Below are 22,025 nucleotides of genomic sequence, written 5' to 3'. Positions count from 1 at the left end.
GGAGTTGACATGACATAAAAAATACCGCGGCGGGAGACGGTTTTCAAAAAAAGACACACACGGTGATCAAACAAGGAGGAATTCCAATTGAAGAAAAAATCATGCATGGCGGCGACCGCCGCGCTGCTGGCCGGCAGCGCCTGTGCGCAGACCAGCCTCACTCTCTTCGGCGTGATAGACAGCGGCATCGAAATGGTGAACAACGCGCCCGACGCCAATGGCAACCCGAGCCGGCGCATCCATCACAACTCCGGCAACCTGTGGGGCTCGCGCTGGGGGCTGGAGGGCAGCGAGGACCTGGGCGGCGGCCTGCGAGCCGTCTATCACCTGGAAAGCGGCTTCGATTCTGACACCGGCGCTTCAGGCCAGGGCGGCCGCCTGTTCGGCCGCCGCGCGTATATAGGCCTGGGCGGGAAATCCGGCAGCGTGACAGTGGGCCGCCACTACAATGTTTTATTTGATTTGCTCTATCCCTTTGATCCAACCGGCATGGCGTCTTATTCGACGCTGACGCATGATCCGGCATTTGCCGAGCGGGCCGACAATTCCATCAAATACAACGGCAAATTCGGAGATGTGACGGTGACCGGGCTGTACAGCTTCGGTTATGACAGCACCATAAAGGACGGCGGTGAAATGGCGGGCGCGCCTGGCGTCGGCCGCGAGTTGGGCGGCGGCTTGCGGTATGCGCCCGGCGCGCTGGAGATCGGTCTGGTTTTCGATCAGCGCCACGGCACTTCGTATGCTTCCCGGAGCCAGGTGGAAAAACGCCTTGCCGCCGGCCTCAGCTATAACGCCGGACCGCTCACGACCTACCTTGGCTACCGCTGGCTGGAATCCGATGTCGAGGATATTTCCGGCGCCTCCAATTTATACTGGGGCGGATTGAGGTATCAGGCAACGCCGGCAATTTCCCTGGCCGGCATGACGGCCTATACCGACACCAAGGGAAGCGCTGCCGATCCTCTTACGTTCGCTCTGCTGGGGACTTACGATTTGTCCAAGCGCAGCAGCCTGTACCTGCTGGCTTCCTACGCACGCAACCGGGGAGGATCGAACATGGGCGTCAATGGCGTCGATAACCAGCTCGTGCCTGGAAACAACCAGACTGGAATGATCGCGGGGATTCTTCACCAGTTCTGAAGCTGGCCTGGCGCGCTGGCTGCTGCCGGTGGCGCCGCTTCAATATTCCTTGATGGCCTCGACGCGGATATGCAAGGTCACCGCATCGCTGACAAAGGGGACATAGCGCCCGAGCTTGTAATCGCTGCGCAGGATCCTGGCGGAGCCATTGGCGCCGCAGGCCTGTTTGCCGTAAATGAGCATGAAGCGGCAGTTGAAATTGCTGATCTCGAGGATTACCGGGTGCGTGATGCCCTTGATGGTCAGCTCGCCTTCGACTTGCGTCAGCTGCTGTTCCTCAAAATGCAGGCTGGAGGACTTGAAACTGATCTTGGGGTAGTTGGCGGCGTCGAAGAAATCGCCGGAGCGCATGACCTGGTTGAAGCCGTCGCTGCCGGTGCTGACCGAGGCCGCGTCGATCTCGATGTCGATGCTGCCGCCATGGCTGGCCTGGTCGATTTCAATCGAGCCGGAAGTGGTGTCGAAGCGGCTACGCTGCATCGACAAGCCCCAGTGGCTGTACTCGAAAGAGGAAAAAGTATGCTCCGGGTCGATCAGGTAGCGGTCGGCGGCGCTGCAGACGCCGACGCCAAACGCCGGCAGCAACAGCAAGGCACGCAGCAGCAGCTTGGCGGTCGGCAGGATTGCGCGTGGCTTGGCGGTGAGCGGCGTCATGGTCTTGGGTAAATTGTCGGTTGCAACAGGCATCATGCATCAAGCGATGTCGTTACGCTACAGCTTCATGGGTATTTTTGCCTGGAAACATATAAAATGCCACTCTGCCATGGCGGCGGAAACGCGACGACGCGGTGGCATCCGACGCAGCAGGTTTTCACCATCACAACTTACACTGGAGCGCCAGACATCATGTATGAGCTGTATATCGCCAATAAAAACTATTCGTCCTGGTCGCTGCGTCCGTGGGTGCTGATGCGCGAGCTTGGTTTGGCGTTCAAGGAGCATGTGGTGCCGTTTGCCGACGGAGCCCCGGGCTCCAACTGGGATGCGTTCCGCAGTTTTTCGCCGACCGGCAAAGTGCCGGCGCTGAACGACGGCGGCGCGGTTGTCTGGGATTCGCTGGGGATCACGGAATACCTGGCCGAGCGCCATGAGGGTGTCTGGCCCAGCGATCCGCAGGCCAGGAGCTGGGCGCGTTGCGCCGCCGCCGAGATGCATTCCGGTTTCGGCGCCTTGCGTGAGCACTGCACGATGAATTGTGGCATCCGAGTGCGCATCGAGCAGCTGCCGGCATCGCTTAAATCCGATATTGCGCGGCTGGATGAATTGTGGAGCGAAGGCCTGCAACGGTTTGGCGGGCCTTTCCTGGCGGGAGTGAATTTCAGCGCCGTCGACGCCTTCTTTGCGCCGGTGGCTTTCCGGATCCAGACCTACGGCCTCAAGCTAGGCCCCGCAGCGCAAGCTTATGCAGCGCGTTTGCTCGATTTGCCGGCCATGCGCCAATGGCACGCGGATGCACTGGCGGAAACCTGGCGCGAACCGGCCCATGAAGCCGAAGCCAAGGCGGCGGGAATGTTCCTGGAAGACCTGCGCAGCGCGCCGTCAAAGTGAAATTGAAGTGCGCAACGTGCCATAATATTGCGCATGTTTACGCGTAACGACGACAAGCTGCTGTATATCACCGATTCACTCGCGATTCCGCTCAGTGAGATCGAGATAAGCGCCGTCCGCGCCCAGGGGCCGGGCGGCCAGAATGTCAACAAGGTTTCATCGGCGATACACCTGCGGTTCGACATCCGCGCCTCGTCGCTGCCGGAGTTCTACCAGGAAAAGCTGCTGGCCCTGAACGATCAGCGCATTACCAAGGACGGCGTGCTGGTCCTCAAGGCGCAGCAGTCGCGCAGCCAGGAAAAGAACAAGAGCGAAGCCCTGTTGCGCTTGCAGGAATTGCTGCTGGGCGTGACCGTGATTCCCAAGAAGCGGCGGCCGACTGCGCCCAGCCGCAGCTCGCAGTTGAAGCGGGTCGACAGCAAGACCCGGCGCGGCAAGGACAAAGCCATGCGCGGCAAGGTAGTTCTCTAGGCCTGCACCAGGCGCAAACGGGTAATTTCAGATGGCGCGAACAGCCGCTTCGGCGGTCCCCAGTAGCCGGTGCCGCGGCTGGTGTACACCCACAGGTTGCGCAAGCGGTTCAAGCCGGCTGTATATGGCTGCTGCAAAGGCACGAACAGATTCCACGGGAAGAACTGGCCGCCATGGGTATGGCCCGACAGCTGCAGGTCGAAGCCGGCGTCGGCTGCCGCCGTCGCCGAACGCGGCTGATGCGCCAGCAGCAGTTTCACCGCTACATGCGGCGGACTGCCGGCCAGCGCCGCATGCGGGTCGCTGCGCTCGGCTTGGTCGAAATGATGGGCGCTATAGTCGGTGACGCCAGCCACCAGCAGCGACGCTCCCTGGTGGTTGATGACGACATGCTGGTTCATGAGCACGGTCAAGCCGAGCCGGCGCACCTCCGCCACCCACTCCGGCGCATTCGAATAATACTCATGGTTGCCGGTGACGAAATAAGCGCCGTGGCGAGAGCGCAGCTTGGCCAGCGGCGCCGTGTGCGCGGCCAGCTCCTGCACGCTGCCGTCGACCAGATCGCCGGTGACCGCGATCAGGTCCGGCTTGAGGGTATTGACCTTGCTGACGATGGCGTCCAGGTAATTGTGCTTGATGGTCGGGCCGACGTGGATGTCGCTGATCTGCACGATGCTGTATCCGTGCAAGGCAGCCGGCAAGCCGCTGATCGGGACATCAACATCGACCACCGCCGCCAGGCGGCGCGCGTTGAAAAATCCGATAAGACTGGAAACCGCGGCCAGCAGCAGCACGGCTACCGCGCTCCAGAATGCGAATTGATCATGGTCCAGCCTGAACAGGGGCGCCAGCCACAAGGCCAGTTCGCGCAGCAGGGTTGCCAGCAGCAGCGATGAAAATATCCCCATGGCGAGCATGCCGGCCCAGGCCAGGCGGTCCGACAAGGGCTGGCTCTGGATTCCACGGGCCAGCATGCCGCCGGGAATCAGCAAAAACGACAGCAGCAGCCAGGCGCCCAGCAGCACCGGCAAGAACGGGACGGCCGATAACGCCGGCACCAGGAGCCAGCCGATCAGCGCATGCAGCACGCCCAGCAAGAACAGAACAAGCACGATGGCAAAGCGCGAAGGCATGGGGGAACCTGTGAGAAAAAAGAGTGGAGGGGCGCAACAAGCCGTCTTACAGGCTTTGTGCCCATATTAGGGCGCGGCTGGCGGCTTCAATAGGCGCCCGTTTATATAAAGCAGGAGATGTATTGCGGAAACAGCAGGCTTATTCAAATATAATCTGGCATTCATTCTCTAACAATCACCAATATCTGGTGTTTTTCCGCAAGTTATGCCTCTTTCGAAGCGAAATCGCCTCATTTCTCGTCTGTTTTGCAGTGTCTTCCTGGCTGGGGTGCTGTCTGGGCTGGCGGGGTCTGCATCGGCGGCGCCGGCCGCCGCCGATAGCGCTACAAGCCCGGCCCGGCCGCGCATCGGCCTGGTGCTGTCCGGCGGCGGCGCGCGCGGGTATGCTCACCTGGGCGTGTTGCAGGCGCTGGAAAAAATGCACATCCCGATCGACTATGTTGCCGCCACCAGCATGGGCGCGGTGGTCGGCGGCCTGTATGCGAGCGGATTGTCGGTCGATGAGCTGGACCGCATCTTGACCGGGACCAATCTGAGCGATATCGCCTTTGACCGCAATGAGCGGGCAGACCTGCCGCAATCCCAGCGCGAGGACGATTATCAATATCCTATCGGCCTGTCGGCCGGTTACGGCGACGGCAAACTGAAGCTGCCGGCCGGGCTGGTGCAGGGCAATAACCTGCTGGCGCTGCTGCAGAACTGGACTCCGCAGCTGCCGGCGAATATTTCCTTCGACAAGCTGCCGACGCCATTCCGCGCCGTGGCCACCGATCTCGGCAGCGGCGCCGAGGTAGTGCTGAGCCAGGGCTCGCTGCCGCGCGCGATCCGCGCCAGCATGGCGGTGCCGGGCCTGTTCGCGCCGCTCAAGCTGGATGGCCGCACCCTGGTGGACGGCGGCCTGGTGCGCAATCTGCCGGTATCGCTGGCGCGCAGCATGGGCGCCGACATCATCATCGCGGTCAATATCGCCACCGACCTGCAAGATCCGTCGACGCTCGAATCGCCGACCGCCGTGGCGCAACAGATGGTGACCATCCTGATCCAGCAGAACGTCAAGCATGAAATAGATACGTTGAAGCAGCAGGATGTGCTGATCGAGCCGAATCTTGGCGATCTGTCGTTTGCCGATTTTTCGCGCGGCAAGGATGGCGTCAAGGCCGGTTACGATGCCGCCGAACGCCAGAGCGCCAAACTGGCCGCGCTCGCGCTGCCGCCGCAGCAATGGAAGGAATATCTGGCGGCGCGCAGCGGCGGCGGACCGGTGCTGGCCCAGGACACCCATATAGATGCGATCGAAATCCGCAGCAACGGCCAGGTGCCGGCGGCCGTGGTGCGTCGCGCGCTGGATGTCAAGGAAGGCGATTTCTATAATCCGGTTGCGCTGAACAAGGACGTGGCGCGGCTGGCGACCAACGGCGACTTCAAAAGCGTGACGCAGGAGCTGGTGACGGAGAACGGCCGCAATGTGCTGAAGGTGGACGCCGACGACAAATCCTGGGGTCCGCATTTCCTGCTGTTCGGCCTCGGCGTGTCGAACAATTTCGACGGCCGCGGCGATTTCAACCTGCAGATCGGCCACCGCCTGCCGTGGCTTACCGAGAGCGGCCTGGAGTGGCGCAACGATGCCGTGCTGGGCAGCAAACAGGCGAGCTTGCATACCGAATTGCGGCAGCCGATATGGAATACCGTGGGCCTGTATGTGGCGCCTTATGCCGAATACGGACGCCGGCATATCGACCTTTATACGGATGAAGGTGCGGTAACCTCAAAAACTGTCCCGGTGACTGCGTACCGGGTCGATACCACCAGGGTCGGCGTTGACCTTGGCATCCCGATCGGCCGGCTGGGAGAGTTTCGCGCCGGCGTGAATTACCAATGGCTGACTGCAGCTCCTGCTTATAATCTGCCGACCGAATTTGCGAACCTGATTGGCGTCGACACCATTTTCGATAAATTCCGCATAAACCAGCCGGTGGTCCGTGCTCAGCTCACCATCGATCAACTCGACGATCCGCTATTTCCGCGCAAAGGTTATTACCTGTCCGCGGTCAGCAATATCGGCCTTGGCGGCGCGGCGAACAGTTATAGCGATGCCCAGGGCAAGGCGCTGTGGGCGGGCAGCCGCGGCCGCAATACAGTGAACCTGGCGCTGGAGGCTGCCGGCACCTATGGCAACGAGACGAACGACGCCAGCGGCAACGGCGGCCTGGGATTTTCGTTGGGAGGCTTTCAGCACTTGTCGGCCTATGCGCCCGACCAGTTTAACGGCAACTACCTGCTGTATGGTCGCCTGACTTACCTGCGGGACATGCCCGAACTGAACTTGCCGGGACTGCGCAATACCGTGCTCGGCACCAGCTTGGAAATGGGCGACATCTGGCAGACCCGCGAAGCCTTCGGCACCGGATCTTACAAGAAAAGCGCGAGTGTATTCTTGGGCGGCAGCAGCTTCCTCGGTCCACTGTATTTCGGCGCCGCGATCGCACCGCGCGGCGTCTGGAACCTGTATCTGCAATTGGGGCGGGTATTCTAGGATTGCCGCGGCACGACGTGTGTCGGGTCTTGTATCAGGTCTTGTCTGCGCCGCGCACCCGCCGCGGCGGCGCCGGCGGATAACCGAAAAATTCCAGCACGCTGTTGGTGACCTGCTCGCGGTCATTGTCGACGCAAATCATGTGGTAACTGTTTTCCAGCACCACCACGCGCACGTCCGGTAGCGTCGCCTGCAGGAATTCGGCCGATTTCAGGCTGGTCAGTTCATCTTCGCGCGCATGCACCACCAGGGTGGGGCAGGTAATCCTGTGGGCCCCGGCCAGCACCTTCCTGCGCAGGCGGTCGACCTGGCGGATGCAAGCCAGCGGCACCCAGCGATAATGAAAATTGTCGCCGCGCGCGAACTTGGCCTTGACGATGGCGCGCACCGTGGCGTTCTTGATGCCGAACGGTTCGTCTTCCTCGACTTTCATCCTGCTTGCGACACCCGGAATGCAATACACCAGGTGCCGCAGCTGGCGATACCACGGTGTCGACCAGCCATCGATGAACACCGGCGGCGCCAGCGTCACCAGCTTGCCTTTGCTGTGCTGCACCCGTTCGCACAGCGCCAGCGCCAGCAGCGAACCCAGGCACATGCCCATCACGTGGAACGTGTCGTATTGCGGCGCCAGTTCTCGATAGCTGGCGGTGACCGCATCGAGCCAGTCCTCGTAGCTGACCGGCACCAGGTCCTCCGGCTGTCCGCCGTGGCCGGGCAGGGTGACGGCGTGGGTTTCCACGCCGGCGCGCTGCAGCACTTTGTGCATCGAGCCGAGATCGAATTGGGTGCCGCCCAGGCCATGAATCAGCAGGGCGCCGGTGCGGACGCTCATATGACAATAGACCCTGAGCTCCGTTGCTGCGCATCCTCCTTGAGATTGAGGCGCCAGGCGCCGGCCACCATGGCGACCGATTCGTCGGCGTCCAGCAGCACTGCGCTCATGTCGCTGACATGGCTGACTTCTCCGGCCGGCAGCAGCAGGCGGAAACCGAAATCGGGGCGGGCGTCGTCGTCGCTGTCGTCCAGCCAACGGCTGCGCAATGGCTGGCGGTCGTCGGGATGGACATGCGCCAGCACCTGGTCGAGTTCGCTGAAAGCGGCGTTGCTTACGCCCAGCAACCCTTGCAGGTCGCCGTTCCAGCACAGTTTTTTGCTGTGCGGGTCGATGCTGTAGACCAGTTGCCGGCTGACGGCCAGCGCCAGTTCGACGTCGCTTTTCCATTGCGCGGCGTCTTCGTGCAATTGTTCGCGGGTGGTCTTGAGGGCGCTGATCAGCAGGCAGAGCAGAGCGGCGACGGCAAGGTAAAGTTGGGCTTCCAGCAGCGAATGCCTGGAAAAAATGTCGGAAAAAGCGGCAAACGGTCCTTCGCCTTGCACCGTGTTGAGCAGGGCGAAAAAGGCTAGCATGGCAACTGCCAGCGAACCGCCGCGGCCGCCCCACAGCAAGGTGACCACGGCGGCGAAAAACAGCGGGATGTAGGTCAGCGCAAAATTGACGCCGGCCGAAAATTTGCTGATGCTGTTGCCGTCGAAAATCACAAAAGCGGTCACGCCCAGGGCCAGGAACGCCGCCAGGCCCAGCAGGAAATCGCTGCGGTCCATGCCGCCCGAGCGCATGGCGTGGAAACGCGACCAGCCGGCCAGCACCGGCGTGACGATCAGGATGCCGACCAGGTCGGATGCGGCCCAGATGCGTGCCGTCGGCCAGAACGGCACGTGCTGCACCAGCGTGAACCAGGCCGCGCCGATGGCGGCGCTGACCGCGCTGCAGGCGACGGCGGCGATCAGCAGGCCGCGTACGAAATACAAACCTTCCATCGGCAGCTGCGCCTTGCGCACCAGCGCCACCACGATCGCGGCGATGCCGATTTCATCCAGGGCGAACAGCGCCACGCGCAGCAGGTTGCGTTCTTCGATAACACCCAGCAGCAGCTGCGCCAGGACGAAGCCGATCACCAACGGCAGCCAGCGCGCGGTCCTGGTCAGCATGAATGCGGCGACAGTGACGCCGGCCGGCAGCCAGATATAGCCGGTGGTCGCAATCGGGCCGTTGAGCTGGTGCGACATGTAGCCGGTGACCAGGTACAGCAAGCCCCACAGCAATGCTATGACAGTTTGGTTGGTCAGTTTCACGGTCGATGTCCTTATGGCGTTGATGTTCTTGCCCCAAAAAATGCGGTGCGCAAGATGTCGCTCATTATATGGTGAATCTGGAAAGAATTTGGCTATGGGAAATGCCGGCCATGCGGCTGTCAATGTTGACAGTTACGCAGCGATGGGGCTTGGCCAGAGAATCGATCGGCTGGCAGCTGTTCCCCTTACTTCAATTCTCACTTTCCGGAGGTCCAATGAAAAAAGCATTGTCTTGTCCGTCCAGGATCACATTATTGCTGATGCTCGCGGCGCCGCTGCTGGCGCAGGCGCACGGCTACATCGATGCGCCCAAATCGCGCGCGTTCATGTGCAAGACCCAGGAGAATACTGCGTGCGGCGCGATTCAATATGAACCGCAAAGCGTCGAGGGGCCGAAGGGATTCCCGGCGGCGGGGCCGGCCGACCCGCGCCTCGTTCAACTTGCAGCCGTTCTGCATCATCAAAGGCGGCTTCGCGCCAGTCAGCAATACCCATGCGAAGCATAGCTGCACGATTCCGGCCGGCCGCAGCGGCTATCACGTGATCCTGAGCACCTGGAATATCGCCGATACCGGCAATGCCTTCTACCAGGTAATCGATGCCGAGCTCCCCGCCGCAGCCGTGGTGAATCCGCAAAAAGTGATGATCAGTCCATTCTAGTAAACAGAGGGCGGCATTGCCGCCCGTTGCAACCGGATCAGGATTGGGCGAGCCGATAACCGCCCGGAACTTGCCGTGCCTGGATTAATGCGATTTGCTGATAATATGCATCGTGTTTGCGCACATGGCGCGCCGCGATGCCCGGCGAATGCTGATATCCACTACGTATCCCGGATCAGCTCGGAGAAATACTGGGAATTTTGCGGAGAGCCAGGCCTTCATATCTGCATACGAAGGCCTGGTCTATGGTATATGGTGCCCACGGAGGGACTCGAACCCCCACACCTTGCGGCACATGGACCTGAACCATGCGCGTCTACCAATTCCGCCACGTGGGCTTGAGAGAGCGAGATTATAAGCTAATGTACGAATAAGTCAACCTAGTCATAACGATATGTAGATATAAATTGCTTGGTTAGGAGAATGTCACAATCCTCCGTTACACTAACCATTGATGAATAACAACCTGTTGAAAATAGCCTTTTGAGCCAATATTCCTACACTATCCCCAGCCGGGAGGAAATTCTCGGCCTTCTGCGCACCTCTGCCGAGCCGCAAAACGCCGCCGCCCTGGCTACCGCGCTTAGCGTCAAACCTGATGAAATGGACGGTTTGACGCGCCGCCTGAATGCCATGGAACGCGACGGACAGATCAAGCCCGACCGCAGCGGCGTCTACAAGCTGACCAATTCCCCCGGTTTTATCGAAGGCCGCGTCAGCAGTCACCGCGACGGTTTCGGCTTCCTGATATCGGACGAGGGCGGCGACGACGTTTTCCTGCCTGAGAAGGAAATGCAGAAAGTGCTGCATGGCGACCGGGTGCAGGCGCGCATCATCGGCACCGACCGCCGCGGCCGTCCGGAAGGGACGATCGTCGAGGTTGTGTCGCGGGCGAATACCCATGTGATCGGCCGCTTGCTCAATGAAAACGGGGTCTGGGTGATCGCCCCCGAAGACAAGCGCATCGGCCAGGACATCATCCTGGCGGGGTCGCCGGGCAAGGCCAAGGCTGGACAGGTAGTGAGCGTCCAGCTCACCGAGCAGCCTTCGCGTTATACCCAGCCGGTCGGCAAGATTGTCGAAATCCTGGGCGATATCGACGACCCGGGCATGGAAATCGAAATTGCCGTACGTAAATATGGCGTGCCCCACGAATTTTCCGAAGCGGCCAAGAAACTGGCCGCCAAGCTGCCGGGCGAAGTACGCGCGGCCGACCTCGGCGACCGCGTCGACCTGCGCGATGTGCCGCTGGTGACGATTGACGGCGAAGACGCACGCGACTTCGATGACGCCGTGTATTGCGAACCGATCAAGATCGGCCGCGCCAACGGTTACCGCCTGATCGTGGCGATCGCCGACGTCAGCCATTACGTCAAGCCTAACGACGCCCTGGATGTCGATGCGCTGGAGCGCAGCACCTCGGTGTATTTCCCGCGCCGCGTGATCCCGATGCTGCCGGAGAAACTGTCCAATGGCCTCTGCTCGCTCAATCCGGATGTCGATCGCCTGACCCTGGTGTGCGATGCAGTGATCAGCGCCAAGGGCGAGATCAAGGCTTACCAGTTCTATCCCGCGGTGATCCATTCGGCGGCACGCCTGACGTATACAGAAGTAGCGGCCATCCTGGGCAATACCAAGGGCCCGGAAGCCGCCAAGCGTCCCGGCCTGGTGCCGCATCTGCTGCATCTGTATGAAGTGTTCCACGCTTTGCTGCAGGCACGCCAGGCGCGCGGCGCCATCGATTTCGAGACCACCGAGACCTACATCGTCTGCAACGCCGCCGGCAAGATCGAGAAAATCCTGCCGCGCACCCGCAACGATGCACACAAGGTGATTGAAGAGTGCATGCTGGCGGCCAACGTCTGCGCTGCCGACCTGATGGAACGCCACAAGCATCCCGGCCTGTTCCGTATCCATGCGCATCCGACCAAGGAAAAGCTGGCGGTGCTGCGCACCTTCCTCAAGCAGGTCGGCCTGACGCTGGCCGGCGGCGACACGCCGTCCGCCTCCGACTATGCCGCTCTGATGCCGAAGATCAAGGCACGGCCGGACGCCTTGCTGCTGCAGACCATGCTGCTGCGCTCCATGCAGCAGGCGGTCTACAGCCCGGAAAACATCGGCCACTTCGGTTTGTCGTATGAATCGTATGCGCATTTCACCAGCCCGATCCGGCGTTATCCCGATCTGCTGACCCACCGCACCATCAAGGCGATCCTGCAGGGCAAGCGTTACGAACCCAAGGGTTTCGACACCAGTTCTCTGAACACCATGCTGTCGCCGGCCGGCCGCAAGAAGCAGGCGGAAGACAAGGCGGCGGGCAAGAAGAGGAACGAGGGCAGCCTGGCGGTATGGGAAGCGCTCGGCGTCCATTGCTCAGCCAATGAGCGGCGCGCCGACGAAGCCTCGCGCGATGTCGAAGCATGGCTCAAGTGCTATTTTATCCGCGACAAGCTGGGCGAAGAGTTCACCGGCGTGATTTCCGGCGTCGCTACGTTCGGCATTTTTGTCCAGCTCGACGCGTTGTACATCGAAGGCCTGGTGCATGTCACCGAGCTGGGCGCGGATTATTTCCAGTACGACGAAGCGCGTCACGAATTGCGCGGCGAACGCACCGGCATCCGTTACCAGCTGACTGACCGGGTGACGGTGCAGGTAAGCCGGGTTGACCTGGACGCCCGCAAGATCGACCTGCGCCTGGTCAACGAGCCGGGCATCAAGACCGTGCTCAAGAATGAAGCACGGCGCGCCGACAATGAACAAGGCCGGGGCGCCAAACCGAAGGCCGGCGGCAAGGCTGCGCCGCCGAAAAAGACCGGCAGCAGCAGAGTCACGACTGCCGCCAAGACCACTGCTCCAAGCAAGACCAAGAAGGCCAAGACCGCCAGCGTCGCAGAAAAGACGCGGGCGCCGAAAGCCTTCACGAAATCCAGCAAGCGTAAAAGATAGATTCTGAGAATATGAAAAGTAAAATGATTTTCGGCTTTCACGCCGTCACCGCGCGTTTGCGTCATGAAGCATCGTCGGTGGAAGAGATTTATGTGGATGCCGGCCGCGTCGACCGCCGCATGCAGGAACTGTTGAATGCCGCCAAGGCGGTTGGCGTGCGCGTGATCCCGGTGGATGACGCACGTTTGTCGAATATCGTCGGCACTCGCCGCCACCAGGGCGTGGTGGCGAAAGCCGGCGAACTGTCGCTGGCGCGCAACCTGGATGAACTGCTCGATGCCATCGTCGGTCCGCCGCTGCTGCTGGTGCTGGACGGCATCACCGATCCGCACAACCTGGGCGCTTGCCTGCGGGTGGCTGACGGCGCCGGCGCCCATGCCGTGATTGCACCGAAGGACCGTGCGGTAGGCTTGAACGCTACTGCCGCCAAGGTCGCCAGCGGCGCTGCCGAAACCGTGCCTTACATTACCGTGACCAACCTGGCGCGCACCTTGCGCGAGTTGAAGGAACGTGAAATCTGGCTGATCGGCACCAGCGAGGACGGCGAAAAAGGGTTATACGAAGCGGACTTTTCCGGCCCGGCGGCCCTGGTCATGGGCTCCGAAGGCGAGGGCATGCGCCGCCTGACGCGTGAAACCTGCGATGTGCTGGTCAACGTGCCGATGTTCGGTTCAGTCGAAAGCCTGAACGTATCGGTGGCGTCCGGGGTCTGCCTGTACGAAGCCCGCCGCCAGCGCACGGTCAAGGGTTGTTGATTCTGTTTTCGCAGCGTTCATGCTGCGTCGGGTCAGCCATCTTTTTGGCCGCTGATTAGGTCGCCATGTAGTTCACAAGACGGCGATTTACGACTCGAAAGCAGTCCGAAGATCACTTTCGATATCGTTAGCGTCCTCCAGGCCGAAGTAAAAACGAGCGCAATTTCCACTGAGGGGGAGGCGCTTCGATGAGGGCCAAGCGGATGGGTCAAAATGATTCACAAGGCTGATGGTGCCGCCCCAGCCATAGCCCACTTTGATCACCTTGAGGCAATCCAGGCGCTGGATATCGGGAGCAATTCCTTAAAATTGTTGACGATAAATGTCGTGGCGTTGATGGCCGGTGTTATCGGTGAGCTAATGCTCTCTAAGGGGAAAGGGCGATCTGAGCTAGAACGGTTGAATTTGATTTCCTCATTGCTACTCCTTGCGGTAGCACGTGATGCTACGGGTGACCGAATTTTGTTGGGAAATCGATCGATCCGTCCATCCGAGCATGAGACCAGATCCAATAATGACTGCTATTCCCAATCCTTTTAATGTATCCGGAAAGTCCGCGAACAGCAGAAAGCCAAGTCCTATTGCTGATGCGATTTCAATATAACTCAATGGTGCTAGAAGTCCTGCCGGCGCCAAACGATACGCTTGGATATACATGAGGTGGATTAGGCTTGCGAAGAGTCCCATCACTACGAGAAGCGTCCAAGCGGAAGAGTCAATTGACGCGATCATATGAAATTCCATGATGTTCCCCAAGGAGCCAATGGCGAGTATCACCCCGAGAGAAAGTGTACCGCCAAGACCGGCATATAAATGCATGACGAGGGAAGAATCCGACTTTGAGAGATGGCGACCGAGCACGAGATAGATTGCAAATAGGATTGCACAAATGAGCGGGAGTGTTGCCACCGGGCCGAGTATGACTAAATTCGGCTGGATCACTAACAGCGTCCCGCCGAATCCGGCAAAGACCGCCGCGATGCGCCGAAGATCAGGTTTCTCCTTGAGAAATACAACGGCGAGAATGGTTACGATCATGGGTTGTATAAAAAATATGGCGATAGCATCTGCCAGTGGCATAGCTTTCAGCGCCACAAAAAAAACAATACTTGCGGCTGCTAACAGCATACCCCGTAACAGGTTGAGCCGAAGGTTTTGAACGCGTAGAGCGGACCAGCCTCCGGAGGCCAGGAGGAGCGGAAGTGCAGATAACATCTGCAGTACGCAGCGTGCGAATGCAATCATAACCACTGGGATGCCATAGTTCTCCCCCAGGATTTTTGCCATGGCATCTGGAATCGGCGTCAATAGCGCGGCCGCAGTCATCAACGTTGCACCCTGCTTCAATGACGTGGATTCAGACCGCTTGGTCGAAGCACCTTCATTCAATATTTTTTGTTTGAATTTCATGGCCGCAATTACTCAGAATGCTGGTACGAGTCGTTTTGTAGCTGCATCACAGAACTGCATAAAGGGCCCAGCCATGACGATGACTTCACTGAAGTTATCGCCGTACATGGATGCACACAACTCGTCCAAGAGTTCTTCTTCGGAAAAGACGAATTTTTCATTTGCCTTGATCTGATGCATTACATTCTCTATAGAGAATGGCTTGTATCGTATGGAGGAGCTGAGAGGGACTGAAACCCTTGACCTCGTCGCCAATGGCAACGCGCTCTCCCAACTGAGCTACAGCCCGTTTTGATTAAAAAACAACAAAATCGTGTATGTTATGCTAAGGCGGACCAGGTGGAATTACAAGTCAAAATGACATGCTGCGAGCTGCCTTCATTCGAGGAACTCAGCAAGAATCAGCTAAAGCTTAAGGCCGGTGGGATGAGGCAAAGACGGCTGGCGTAATTTGGAATAACATTACGCCTCCGCATTCATACGACACCTTTATGTTCAGCCGCATTCGTGAAGACATTGCCAACATCATGGCGCGCGATCCCGCCGCCCGCACCCAGTGGGAAGTGCTGACTTGTTATCCCGGCCTGCACGCCATCATCCTGCATCGCTGGGCGCATCATTGCTGGCACAACGGCTTCAAATGGCCGGGGCGTTTCATTTCGCAGGTTGCCCGCACCTTTACCGGAATCGAGATCCATCCCGGCGCCACCATAGGCCGGCGGGTATTCATCGACCACGGTTTTGGCGTGGTGATCGGCGAAACCGCTGAAGTCGGCGACGACTGCACGATCTACCAGGGCGTCACCCTCGGCGGTACTTCGCTGAACAAGGGCGCCAAGCGCCATCCGACGCTGGCGCGCGGCGCCATCATCGGCGCCGGCGCCAAAGTGCTGGGCGGCTTTACAGTGGGCGAGGGCGCCAAGATCGGCTCCAACGCGGTGGTGGTCAAGGAAGTGCCGCCGGGAGCGACTGCGGTGGGCAATCCTGCGCGCATCGTCCTCAAGGAAAACGTCAGCGGCAAGGACGAGGCCGCGGCCCGCATGTTTGCCGCCTACGGCGTTACCCCCAATGGCGACGATCCCTTGTCCAAGGCCTTGCATGGCTTGATCGACAATGCCGCCGCGCAGGAACATCAGATAGAACGCATCATCGCCTTGCTGAAGAAATCCGGCATCGCCTGCGAGGGCTTGCCCGAGCTAGAGAAATTTGACCCGGACCAGCTGAACAAGCTGGTCGAATAAGACGGCGCGCCAGGAGAGCAAGCAATGAATCAAGAAGTGAGCAGCACCCCGGCCGGCGATGAAGCGGCGGCCGGTTCCGGCAGCGCCGACGCATTTCTGGACCAGTTTGAAATCCGCGTGCTGGCGGTCCTCGCCGAAAAAGAAGCGCTGACGCCGGATAACTATCCGCTGTCCCTGAATACCCTGACCAACGGCTGCAACCAGCTCTCCAGCCGCGATCCGGTGATGGCTATCGCCGAATCGACTGTACTGGACATCCTGCAGCGGCTGATGCAGCGCAAGCTGGTGGTTGAAGTCAACCAGGCCGGCGCCCGGGTTGCCAAGTACGAACACCGGATGCGCGTCAAATGGCTGCTGGAGCAAGACAAGCTGGCGGTATTGACGACCTTGATGCTGCGCGGGATCCAGACCGCGGGCGAATTGCGCAGCCGCAGCGGCAGGCTGCATGAATTTGCTTCGGTGGGCGAAGTCGAAACGGCTTTGCAGTTCCTGGTCGATAAATATCCGTCGCTGGTAGCGCGCCTGGCGAAAGCGCCCGGCACCAAGGAGTCGCGTTATGCGCATCTGCTGGCGGGAGAGGAAATACTGGAGCAGCAGGCGATCGCGGATGCGATGTCGGGCAGCGCATCGGTGGTGAAAAGCGGCAGCCAGGACCGGATCGCCCAGCTTGAAGAAGAAGTTGCCGGCTTGCGGCGGCAAGTGGATGATTTATCGGCGCAGTTTGCCGAGTTCAAGCGGCAGTTTGATTAATCGGCCAGTTGCTGGCCGTCATGGCCAAAACGCCGGATCACGCCGTCCGCATCAATCGCAATCCAGCCGCCTCGCTGCGCCTTGACGTCATACTCCCAGTCCGGCAATACGTAGCGGGTGCGGGCAGTCTCGCCGGCGCCTGAGAGGTGGCGCGCGGGCCGATGCGTGTGGCCGTGGATCAGGGTGGCGGTTGCGGTGCTGTCGAACAGGGCATCGATCGCTGCCGGATTGACATCCATGATTTCCATTGTCTTGTGGCGCTGTTCTTCCTGGCTTTCCTTGCGTACGCCGGCGATGATCGCCTTGCGCTGCGCCAGCGGCAGCGCAAGGAATTGCGCCTGCCATTGCGGTTGCCGCACTTGCGCGCGAAATTCCATGTAGGCCAGGTCGTCGGTGCATTGCGCATCGCCATGGGCGATCGCCAGGCGCTGCCCGCCCACCGTGATCACCGACGGGTCGGGCAGCATGGTCAGGCCGGCTGCTTGCGCAAAGCCGTCGCCAACCAGGAAATCGCGATTGCCGGCGATCCAGAAAACCTGCACACCGCTATCGCTGACTTGCCGGATCGCTTCGGCAATTTCACGATTGTACGGCGTTTCCAGGTCATCGTCGCCAGCCCAGTACTCGAACAAGTCTCCCAGCAGATACAGTTGTTGCGCCCGCTTTGCCTGTTCCTGCAGGAAGTCCAGGAAGACCTGGGTGGTGCGCGGGTGCGCTGCCTGCAAATGCAGGTCGGAGATGAATAGCGCAACTGGTGCGCCGGACTGGTTCGAGACTGAGGCTGTCATAAGAAGGAGTCTGGATTAAACGACTTCAGCTTTTTCGATGACGACATCATCTGTCGGCACATCGGCAAACATGCCGGAACGGCCGGTTTTCACGCCTTCGATCTTGTCGACGATGTCCTGGCCTTCAACGACTTTGCCGAAGACGCAATAACCCCAGCCGTCCTGGCCTGGGTAGTCGAGGAAACTGTTGTCCTTGACGTTGATGAAAAACTGCGCGGAAGCCGAATGCGGCGCCGAAGTACGGGCCATCGCCAGTGTGTAAGGCTTGTTCTTGAGGCCGTTCTTGGCTTCGTTTTCGACTGGATCGTTGGTCGGCTTTTGTTTCATGCCAGGCTCAAAACCGCCGCCTTGCACCATGAAGCCAGGGATCACGCGGTGGAAAATCGTGCCGTTGTAGTGGCCGGCATTGACATAGGCCAGGAAGTTTTCCACGCTCTTTGGCGCTTTTTCAGCTTCGAGTTCGATCTTGATCGTGCCGTGGTTGGTAGTGAGGAGGACTGCCATGGTGTTTCCTATCAGATGGTTGAAAATTGGAAGGACAAAAACGGTATTTACTTGGTTACTGTAGCCGATTGGATGATAACCGGGGTGGTCGGCACGTCCTGGTAGGCGGTCTTTACTTTCTTGATCTTGTCGACCACGTCCATGCCCTTGATGACCTGGCCGAACACCGCGTAGCCCCAGCCGTCGCGGCCAGGATAGTTGAGGAATTCGTTGTTGGTGGTATTGATGAAGAATTGCGCGCCGGCCGATTGCGGGTCCGCGGTGCGCGCCATGGCGACGCTGTAAGGCACGTTCTTGAGGCCGTTCTTGGCTTCATTCTCCACCTTGTTCGGCGCCGGCTTCTCTACCATGTCCTTGGTCATGCCGCCGCCCTGGATCATGAAATTCTCGATGACACGGTGGAAGATGGTGCCGTTATAGTGGCCGCTGTTTACATAGCCCAGGAAATTCTTGACTGTCTTCGGCGCTTTTTCCGGATTCAGCTCGATGACGATGTCGCCCATATTGGTTTTCAGCAGGACATGGGGCTTGTCGGCAGCGCTGGCAATCGAAGGGTTGCCCAGCAAACAGGCAGCCGTCAGTGCAGAGGTCAATGCCAGGGTGAACGCGCGGCGGGACAGGCTAAGAGATGCTGGCATAAAAATCCTTCATGTGGGTAGGAGCGTTTGTGGTGTATTTTCGCTTTTCACTAATGATATACTCCGGCGAAAAGCAACATTTTATCAAACTAAGCACTGCAAAAGAGTTTTGGCGATTCAGTTGTACTGATGTCCGCACCGCAAGTGCGCGAATGGGTAAAACGGCGTGCAATATTTTTCTGCCTTATTGCTGTACTTTAATTCTGTGCCTTATTTCTGTCCGTAGGCAGTAATTTCCCATGAGCGACTTGAAAATATATAACACGCTGGCGCGTGAGAAGCAGCCGTTTTCCCCAATCGAACCAGGCAAGGTCCGCATGTATGTCTGCGGCATGACGGTTTACGACTATTGCCATCTTGGTCACGGACGAGTGATGGTGGTGTTCGACATGGTGCAACGCTGGCTGCGGCAGTCGGGCCTGGACGTCACCTATGTGCGCAACATTACCGATATCGATGACAAGATCATCAAGCGCGCCGTGGAAAACGGCGAGACCATCTCGCAGCTGACCGGCCGTTTCATCCAGGCCATGGACGAGGATGCGGCCGCGCTCGGCGTGCAAAAGCCGGATCACGAGCCGCGTGCGACAGCGTTCGTGCCGCAGATGCTGGCCTTGATCGAAAAACTCGAACATAAAGGCTTGGCATACCAGGGTAGCGACGGCGACGTCAATTATTCGGTGCGTGATTTTGCCGGCTACGGCAAATTGTCGGGCAAGTCGCTCGACGATCTGCGCGCCGGCGAGCGGGTCGACGTCAACCTGGGCAAGCGCGATCCGCTCGATTTCGTTTTGTGGAAAGCGGCCAAGGACAGCGAGCCGGAAGAGGTCAAATGGACTTCGCGCTGGGGCCAGGGCCGCCCGGGCTGGCATATCGAATGCTCCGCCATGGCCGAGCAATTGCTGGGCGAGCAGTTCGACATCCACGGCGGCGGCCAGGATTTGCAGTTCCCGCATCACGAAAATGAAATCGCCCAGTCGGAAGGCGCGCACGGCCACCGGTTCGTCAATTACTGGATGCATAACGGCTTTGTGCGTATCGACGACGAGAAGATGTCCAAGTCCTTGGGAAATTTTTTCACGATCCGCGACGTCCTGAAAAAATACGATGCGGAAGTGGTGCGCTTCTTTATCCTGCGCGCGCATTACCGCAGCCCGCTGAATTATGCCGACAGCAACCTGGACGACGCCAAGCATGCATTGACCCGCTTGTATACTGCCCTGAAAGAAGTCTCGGCAGACAGTTTGCCGCTGGACTGGAGCGAAGCCCATGCCGCGCGCGTGGCGCAAGCCATGGACGACGATTTTAATACGCCGATGGCGATCTCGGCCTTGTTCGACCTCGCCAACGAAGTCAACAAGAATCGTTCGCAGGCAGCGGCGCGCCAGCTGAAAGGTTTGGCCGGAGTGCTGGGTTTGCTGCAGCGTTCCCCTGAAGATTTTTTGAAAGGCCGCGCACTCGCCGGCGGCGAAGTTGTCGGAAATGGCATTGCGCAAGCGGCTTTGTCAGAGCAAGATATCCTACTCAAAATTCAAACTCGTCAAGCGGCAAAAATAGCCAAGGATTTTTCTGCTGCAGACCTGATTCGCAAGGAACTGCTGGCCGAAGGCATCTTGCTGGAAGATAAGCCCGGCGGTCAAACCGAATGGCGAAGGGCCTAAACGTATGCAAAAAGCGATAGCTGTCGACTCCAGGTTCTTCGTGCCTTCGTATTGGGAAGACGCCAAGGCCGAGTTGATGAAGCGTGACCGTATCATGCGTAAATTGATCCCGCAATTCGGCGACCTGCACCTGGTTGGCCGCGGCGAGGCGTTTACCACGCTGGCGCGTTCGGTGGTCGGCCAGCAGGTTTCGGTCAAGGCGGCGGAATCTGCATGGCAAAAATTTCTGTTAGTCTGTCCCAAGACGACTCCGGCCCAGGTATTGAAAGCAGGTCCGGAGCAACTTGCGGCTTGCGGCTTGTCTAAGCGTAAAGCGGACTATATTCTTGACCTGGCCGACCATTTCAAGGCAAAACGGGTCAATGCCGAGCAGTGGATGGAGATGGACGATGAGGATGTCATCGCGGACCTGACCCAGATCCGCGGCATCGGACGCTGGACAGCGGAGATGTTTTTGATATTTAATTTGCTCCGGCCCAATATATTGCCTTTGGATGATTTAGGATTGCTTAAAGGCATTAGTGTGAATTATTTTTCGGGAGAGCCGGTTTCGCGCAGCGATGCGCGCGAAGTGTCGGCCAATTGGGAGCCATGGCGTACCGTGGCGACCTGGTATCTATGGCGTAGCCTGGATGCAACGTCTGCAGAATATCAAGTCATTACTGAGTAATAACTTATTACGTATTCATTAGTAATTTATTCGGTAATGATGGTTTTAAACAAGGGAACAATATGAGTAAAACAACATTTCTCGGCTTCGAGCAACCGATCGCCGAATTAGATGCCAAGATCGAAGAGCTGCGTTTCGTCCAGGACGATTCGGCGGTGGACATTTCGGAAGAAATCGATCGCTTATCGAAAAAAAGCCAGCAATTGACCAAGGATATTTACGCAAAGTTAACGCCTTGGCAAGTTTCCCAGATTTCACGGCATCCGCAGCGTCCTTACACCATGGACTACGTGAATGAAATCTTCACGGATTTCCATGAACTGCACGGCGACCGCACCTATGCCGACGACCAGTCGATAGTCGGCGGCCTGGCGCGTTTCAACGGCCAGGCTTGCATGGTGATCGGCCACCAGAAGGGACGCGACACCAAGGAGCGCGCCTTGCGCAATTTCGGCATGCCCAAGCCGGAAGGTTATCGCAAGGCTCTGCGCCTGATGAAAGTCGCGGAAAAATTCGGCCTGCCGATTTTCACCTTTGTCGATACGCCCGGCGCATTCCCCGGCATCGATGCCGAAGAGCGCGGCCAGTCGGAAGCCATCGGCCACAACCTGTACGCGATGGCTGAGCTGAAAGTGCCGCTGATCGCTACCATCATCGGTGAAGGCGGCTCCGGCGGCGCGCTGGCGATTGCGGTCGGCGACGCGGTCCTGATGCTGCAGTACGCGACTTATTCGGTGATCTCGCCTGAAGGCTGTGCCTCGATCCTGTGGAAAACCGCCGAGCGCGCAGCCGATGCCGCCGATGCGCTGGGCCTGACCGCGCATCGCCTGAAAGCCGTCGGCCTGATCGACAAGATCGTCAGCGAACCGCTGGGCGGCGCCCATCGCGATCCGAAGCAGATGGCATCCTTGCTCAAGCGCGCGCTGGCCGATACCTTGCGCCAGTTCCAGGGCGTCAAGACCAAGGACTTGCTGAATGCACGCCATGAAAAACTGATGAGCTACGGTAAATTCAAGGAAGTGCTGGCAGCAGAATAGG

General features: G+C 59.1%; 22 protein-coding genes and 1 tRNA gene. 13 read left to right on the top strand and 10 right to left on the bottom strand.

Features of this window, described 5'->3' with window-relative positions:
• Nucleotides 1–87 precede the first annotated feature (87 nt).
• Entirely contained in the window at nucleotides 88–1,143 is a 1,056-nt protein-coding gene (locus tag CFU_RS12165; protein ID WP_014006335.1) for a porin, read from the top strand.
• A 39-nt stretch (nucleotides 1,144–1,182) separates the two neighbouring features.
• Here CFU_RS12165 and CFU_RS12160 read toward each other — a convergent pair whose 3' ends face one another.
• Entirely contained in the window at nucleotides 1,183–1,833 is a 651-nt protein-coding gene (locus CFU_RS12160) for a YceI family protein (RefSeq protein ID WP_014006334.1), read from the bottom strand.
• Between the two features lie 156 nt (nucleotides 1,834–1,989).
• Here CFU_RS12160 and CFU_RS12155 point away from each other — a divergent pair, with 156 nt between their 5' ends.
• On the top strand, nucleotides 1,990–2,691 hold the full coding sequence (locus tag CFU_RS12155) for a glutathione S-transferase family protein (RefSeq protein ID WP_041741880.1): 702 nt from the start codon (nucleotides 1,990–1,992) through the stop codon (nucleotides 2,689–2,691).
• 33 nt (nucleotides 2,692–2,724) lie between these two features.
• Nucleotides 2,725–3,162, top strand: coding sequence for an alternative ribosome rescue aminoacyl-tRNA hydrolase ArfB (gene arfB, locus CFU_RS12150; RefSeq protein WP_082814784.1), 438 nt, complete (start codon nucleotides 2,725–2,727; stop codon nucleotides 3,160–3,162).
• Here arfB and CFU_RS12145 read toward each other — a convergent pair.
• Complete coding sequence (locus CFU_RS12145) at nucleotides 3,159–4,295, bottom strand: metallophosphoesterase (RefSeq protein ID WP_014006331.1); 1,137 nt, start codon at nucleotides 4,293–4,295, stop codon at nucleotides 3,159–3,161. The two genes, arfB and CFU_RS12145, sit on opposite strands and share 4 nt — an antisense overlap.
• A gap of 205 nt (nucleotides 4,296–4,500) precedes the next feature.
• Here CFU_RS12145 and CFU_RS12140 point away from each other — a divergent pair, with 205 nt between their 5' ends.
• Nucleotides 4,501–6,828 (top strand): patatin-like phospholipase family protein, encoded by a 2,328-nt coding sequence (locus CFU_RS12140; protein WP_014006330.1) that lies wholly within the window; start codon nucleotides 4,501–4,503, stop codon nucleotides 6,826–6,828.
• 34 nt (nucleotides 6,829–6,862) lie between these two features.
• On the opposite strand, the gene CFU_RS12135 is transcribed toward CFU_RS12140, so the two are convergent.
• Both CFU_RS12135 and CFU_RS12130 read right to left on the bottom strand, forming a co-directional pair.
• Nucleotides 6,863–7,663 (bottom strand): alpha/beta hydrolase, encoded by an 801-nt coding sequence (locus CFU_RS12135; RefSeq protein WP_014006329.1) that lies wholly within the window; start codon nucleotides 7,661–7,663, stop codon nucleotides 6,863–6,865.
• Nucleotides 7,660–8,964, bottom strand: a complete 1,305-nt coding sequence (locus CFU_RS12130; protein ID WP_041741878.1) for an MASE1 domain-containing protein — start codon at nucleotides 8,962–8,964, stop codon at nucleotides 7,660–7,662. The genes CFU_RS12135 and CFU_RS12130 overlap by 4 nt, the downstream gene beginning before the upstream one ends.
• 215 nt (nucleotides 8,965–9,179) lie before the next feature.
• Between CFU_RS12130 and CFU_RS25190 the strand changes: the two genes are divergently transcribed.
• Complete coding sequence (locus tag CFU_RS25190) at nucleotides 9,180–9,470, top strand: lytic polysaccharide monooxygenase (protein WP_238531301.1); 291 nt, start codon at nucleotides 9,180–9,182, stop codon at nucleotides 9,468–9,470.
• The gene (locus tag CFU_RS23855) at nucleotides 9,406–9,624 is read left to right on the top strand and encodes a lytic polysaccharide monooxygenase (RefSeq protein ID WP_041741876.1); all 219 of its coding nucleotides are present in this window, start codon (nucleotides 9,406–9,408) and stop codon (nucleotides 9,622–9,624) included. The genes CFU_RS25190 and CFU_RS23855 overlap by 65 nt, the downstream gene beginning before the upstream one ends.
• Before the next feature lie 253 nt (nucleotides 9,625–9,877).
• On the opposite strand, the gene CFU_RS12120 is transcribed toward CFU_RS23855, so the two are convergent.
• A tRNA-Leu gene (locus CFU_RS12120) sits at nucleotides 9,878–9,962 on the bottom strand.
• A gap of 145 nt (nucleotides 9,963–10,107) precedes the next feature.
• On the opposite strand from CFU_RS12120, the gene rnr reads away from it, so the two are divergent.
• Nucleotides 10,108–12,570 carry a ribonuclease R gene (gene rnr, locus CFU_RS12115; RefSeq protein WP_041741875.1) on the top strand — a complete coding sequence of 821 codons (2,463 nt, stop codon included), beginning with the start codon at nucleotides 10,108–10,110 and terminating at the stop codon, nucleotides 12,568–12,570.
• An 11-nt stretch (nucleotides 12,571–12,581) separates the two neighbouring features.
• A complete protein-coding gene (rlmB, locus tag CFU_RS12110; RefSeq protein ID WP_014006326.1) occupies nucleotides 12,582–13,325 on the top strand; it encodes a 23S rRNA (guanosine(2251)-2'-O)-methyltransferase RlmB in 744 nt (247 codons plus the stop codon).
• 420 nt (nucleotides 13,326–13,745) lie between these two features.
• Here the strand turns inward: rlmB and CFU_RS12105 are convergent, their stop codons facing one another.
• Entirely contained in the window at nucleotides 13,746–14,735 is a 990-nt protein-coding gene (locus CFU_RS12105) for a DMT family transporter (protein ID WP_050808574.1), read from the bottom strand.
• A 12-nt stretch (nucleotides 14,736–14,747) separates the two neighbouring features.
• Nucleotides 14,748–14,915, bottom strand: coding sequence for a hypothetical protein (locus tag CFU_RS24885; RefSeq protein ID WP_190275147.1), 168 nt, complete (start codon nucleotides 14,913–14,915; stop codon nucleotides 14,748–14,750).
• Between the two features lie 311 nt (nucleotides 14,916–15,226).
• Between CFU_RS24885 and cysE the strand changes: the two genes are divergently transcribed.
• A complete protein-coding gene (gene cysE, locus CFU_RS12095; RefSeq protein WP_014006325.1) occupies nucleotides 15,227–15,976 on the top strand; it encodes a serine O-acetyltransferase in 750 nt (249 codons plus the stop codon).
• A gap of 24 nt (nucleotides 15,977–16,000) precedes the next feature.
• A complete protein-coding gene (locus CFU_RS12090; RefSeq protein ID WP_014006324.1) occupies nucleotides 16,001–16,726 on the top strand; it encodes a YceH family protein in 726 nt (241 codons plus the stop codon).
• Here CFU_RS12090 and CFU_RS12085 read toward each other — a convergent pair.
• From CFU_RS12085 to CFU_RS12075, 3 genes are read right to left on the bottom strand one after another with little or no spacing between them, the layout of a single operon-like run.
• The gene (locus tag CFU_RS12085) at nucleotides 16,723–17,514 is read right to left on the bottom strand and encodes a UDP-2,3-diacylglucosamine diphosphatase (protein ID WP_014006323.1); all 792 of its coding nucleotides are present in this window, start codon (nucleotides 17,512–17,514) and stop codon (nucleotides 16,723–16,725) included. The two genes, CFU_RS12090 and CFU_RS12085, sit on opposite strands and share 4 nt — an antisense overlap.
• Before the next feature lie 15 nt (nucleotides 17,515–17,529).
• The gene (locus CFU_RS12080) at nucleotides 17,530–18,018 is read right to left on the bottom strand and encodes a peptidylprolyl isomerase (protein ID WP_014006322.1); all 489 of its coding nucleotides are present in this window, start codon (nucleotides 18,016–18,018) and stop codon (nucleotides 17,530–17,532) included.
• Nucleotides 18,019–18,065: 47 nt separating this feature from the next.
• The gene (locus CFU_RS12075) at nucleotides 18,066–18,656 is read right to left on the bottom strand and encodes a peptidylprolyl isomerase (RefSeq protein WP_014006321.1); all 591 of its coding nucleotides are present in this window, start codon (nucleotides 18,654–18,656) and stop codon (nucleotides 18,066–18,068) included.
• Between the two features lie 239 nt (nucleotides 18,657–18,895).
• Between CFU_RS12075 and cysS the strand changes: the two genes are divergently transcribed.
• From cysS to CFU_RS12060, 3 genes are all read left to right on the top strand, one after another.
• Complete coding sequence (cysS, locus tag CFU_RS12070; protein ID WP_014006320.1) at nucleotides 18,896–20,317, top strand: cysteine--tRNA ligase; 1,422 nt, start codon at nucleotides 18,896–18,898, stop codon at nucleotides 20,315–20,317.
• 4 nt (nucleotides 20,318–20,321) lie between these two features.
• Complete coding sequence (locus CFU_RS12065) at nucleotides 20,322–20,987, top strand: DNA-3-methyladenine glycosylase family protein (RefSeq protein WP_014006319.1); 666 nt, start codon at nucleotides 20,322–20,324, stop codon at nucleotides 20,985–20,987.
• Nucleotides 20,988–21,049: 62 nt separating this feature from the next.
• Nucleotides 21,050–22,024 (top strand): acetyl-CoA carboxylase carboxyltransferase subunit alpha, encoded by a 975-nt coding sequence (locus CFU_RS12060; protein WP_014006318.1) that lies wholly within the window; start codon nucleotides 21,050–21,052, stop codon nucleotides 22,022–22,024.
• Nucleotide 22,025 lies beyond the last annotated feature (1 nt).

Source organism: Collimonas fungivorans Ter331 (assembly GCF_000221045.1).
Lineage (GTDB): Bacteria > Pseudomonadota > Gammaproteobacteria > Burkholderiales > Burkholderiaceae_D > Collimonas > Collimonas fungivorans_A.
This window is presented reverse-complemented; position numbering and strand designations above follow the sequence as displayed.

Bases quoted from the DNA above. Each gene is read 5' to 3' on its own strand.
- CFU_RS12160 (WP_014006334.1), bottom strand. From the start codon at position 1,833: ATGATGCCTGTTGCAACCGACAATTTACCCAAGACCATGACGCCGCTC.
- CFU_RS12155 (WP_041741880.1), top strand. From the start codon at position 1,990: ATGTATGAGCTGTATATCGCCAATAAAAACTATTCGTCCTGGTCGCTG.
- arfB (WP_082814784.1), top strand. From the start codon at position 2,725: ATGTTTACGCGTAACGACGACAAGCTGCTGTATATCACCGATTCACTC.
- CFU_RS12145 (WP_014006331.1), bottom strand. From the start codon at position 4,295: ATGCCTTCGCGCTTTGCCATCGTGCTTGTTCTGTTCTTGCTGGGCGTG.
- CFU_RS12140 (WP_014006330.1), top strand. From the start codon at position 4,501: ATGCCTCTTTCGAAGCGAAATCGCCTCATTTCTCGTCTGTTTTGCAGT.
- CFU_RS12135 (WP_014006329.1), bottom strand. From the start codon at position 7,663: ATGAGCGTCCGCACCGGCGCCCTGCTGATTCATGGCCTGGGCGGCACC.
- CFU_RS25190 (WP_238531301.1), top strand. From the start codon at position 9,180: ATGAAAAAAGCATTGTCTTGTCCGTCCAGGATCACATTATTGCTGATG.
- rlmB (WP_014006326.1), top strand. From the start codon at position 12,582: ATGAAAAGTAAAATGATTTTCGGCTTTCACGCCGTCACCGCGCGTTTG.
- CFU_RS12105 (WP_050808574.1), bottom strand. From the start codon at position 14,735: ATGAAATTCAAACAAAAAATATTGAATGAAGGTGCTTCGACCAAGCGG.
- CFU_RS24885 (WP_190275147.1), bottom strand. From the start codon at position 14,915: ATGCATCAGATCAAGGCAAATGAAAAATTCGTCTTTTCCGAAGAAGAA.
- cysE (WP_014006325.1), top strand. From the start codon at position 15,227: ATGTTCAGCCGCATTCGTGAAGACATTGCCAACATCATGGCGCGCGAT.
- CFU_RS12090 (WP_014006324.1), top strand. From the start codon at position 16,001: ATGAATCAAGAAGTGAGCAGCACCCCGGCCGGCGATGAAGCGGCGGCC.
- CFU_RS12085 (WP_014006323.1), bottom strand. From the start codon at position 17,514: ATGACAGCCTCAGTCTCGAACCAGTCCGGCGCACCAGTTGCGCTATTC.
- CFU_RS12080 (WP_014006322.1), bottom strand. From the start codon at position 18,018: ATGGCAGTCCTCCTCACTACCAACCACGGCACGATCAAGATCGAACTC.
- CFU_RS12075 (WP_014006321.1), bottom strand. From the start codon at position 18,656: ATGCCAGCATCTCTTAGCCTGTCCCGCCGCGCGTTCACCCTGGCATTG.
- cysS (WP_014006320.1), top strand. From the start codon at position 18,896: ATGAGCGACTTGAAAATATATAACACGCTGGCGCGTGAGAAGCAGCCG.
- CFU_RS12065 (WP_014006319.1), top strand. From the start codon at position 20,322: ATGCAAAAAGCGATAGCTGTCGACTCCAGGTTCTTCGTGCCTTCGTAT.
- CFU_RS12060 (WP_014006318.1), top strand. From the start codon at position 21,050: ATGAGTAAAACAACATTTCTCGGCTTCGAGCAACCGATCGCCGAATTA.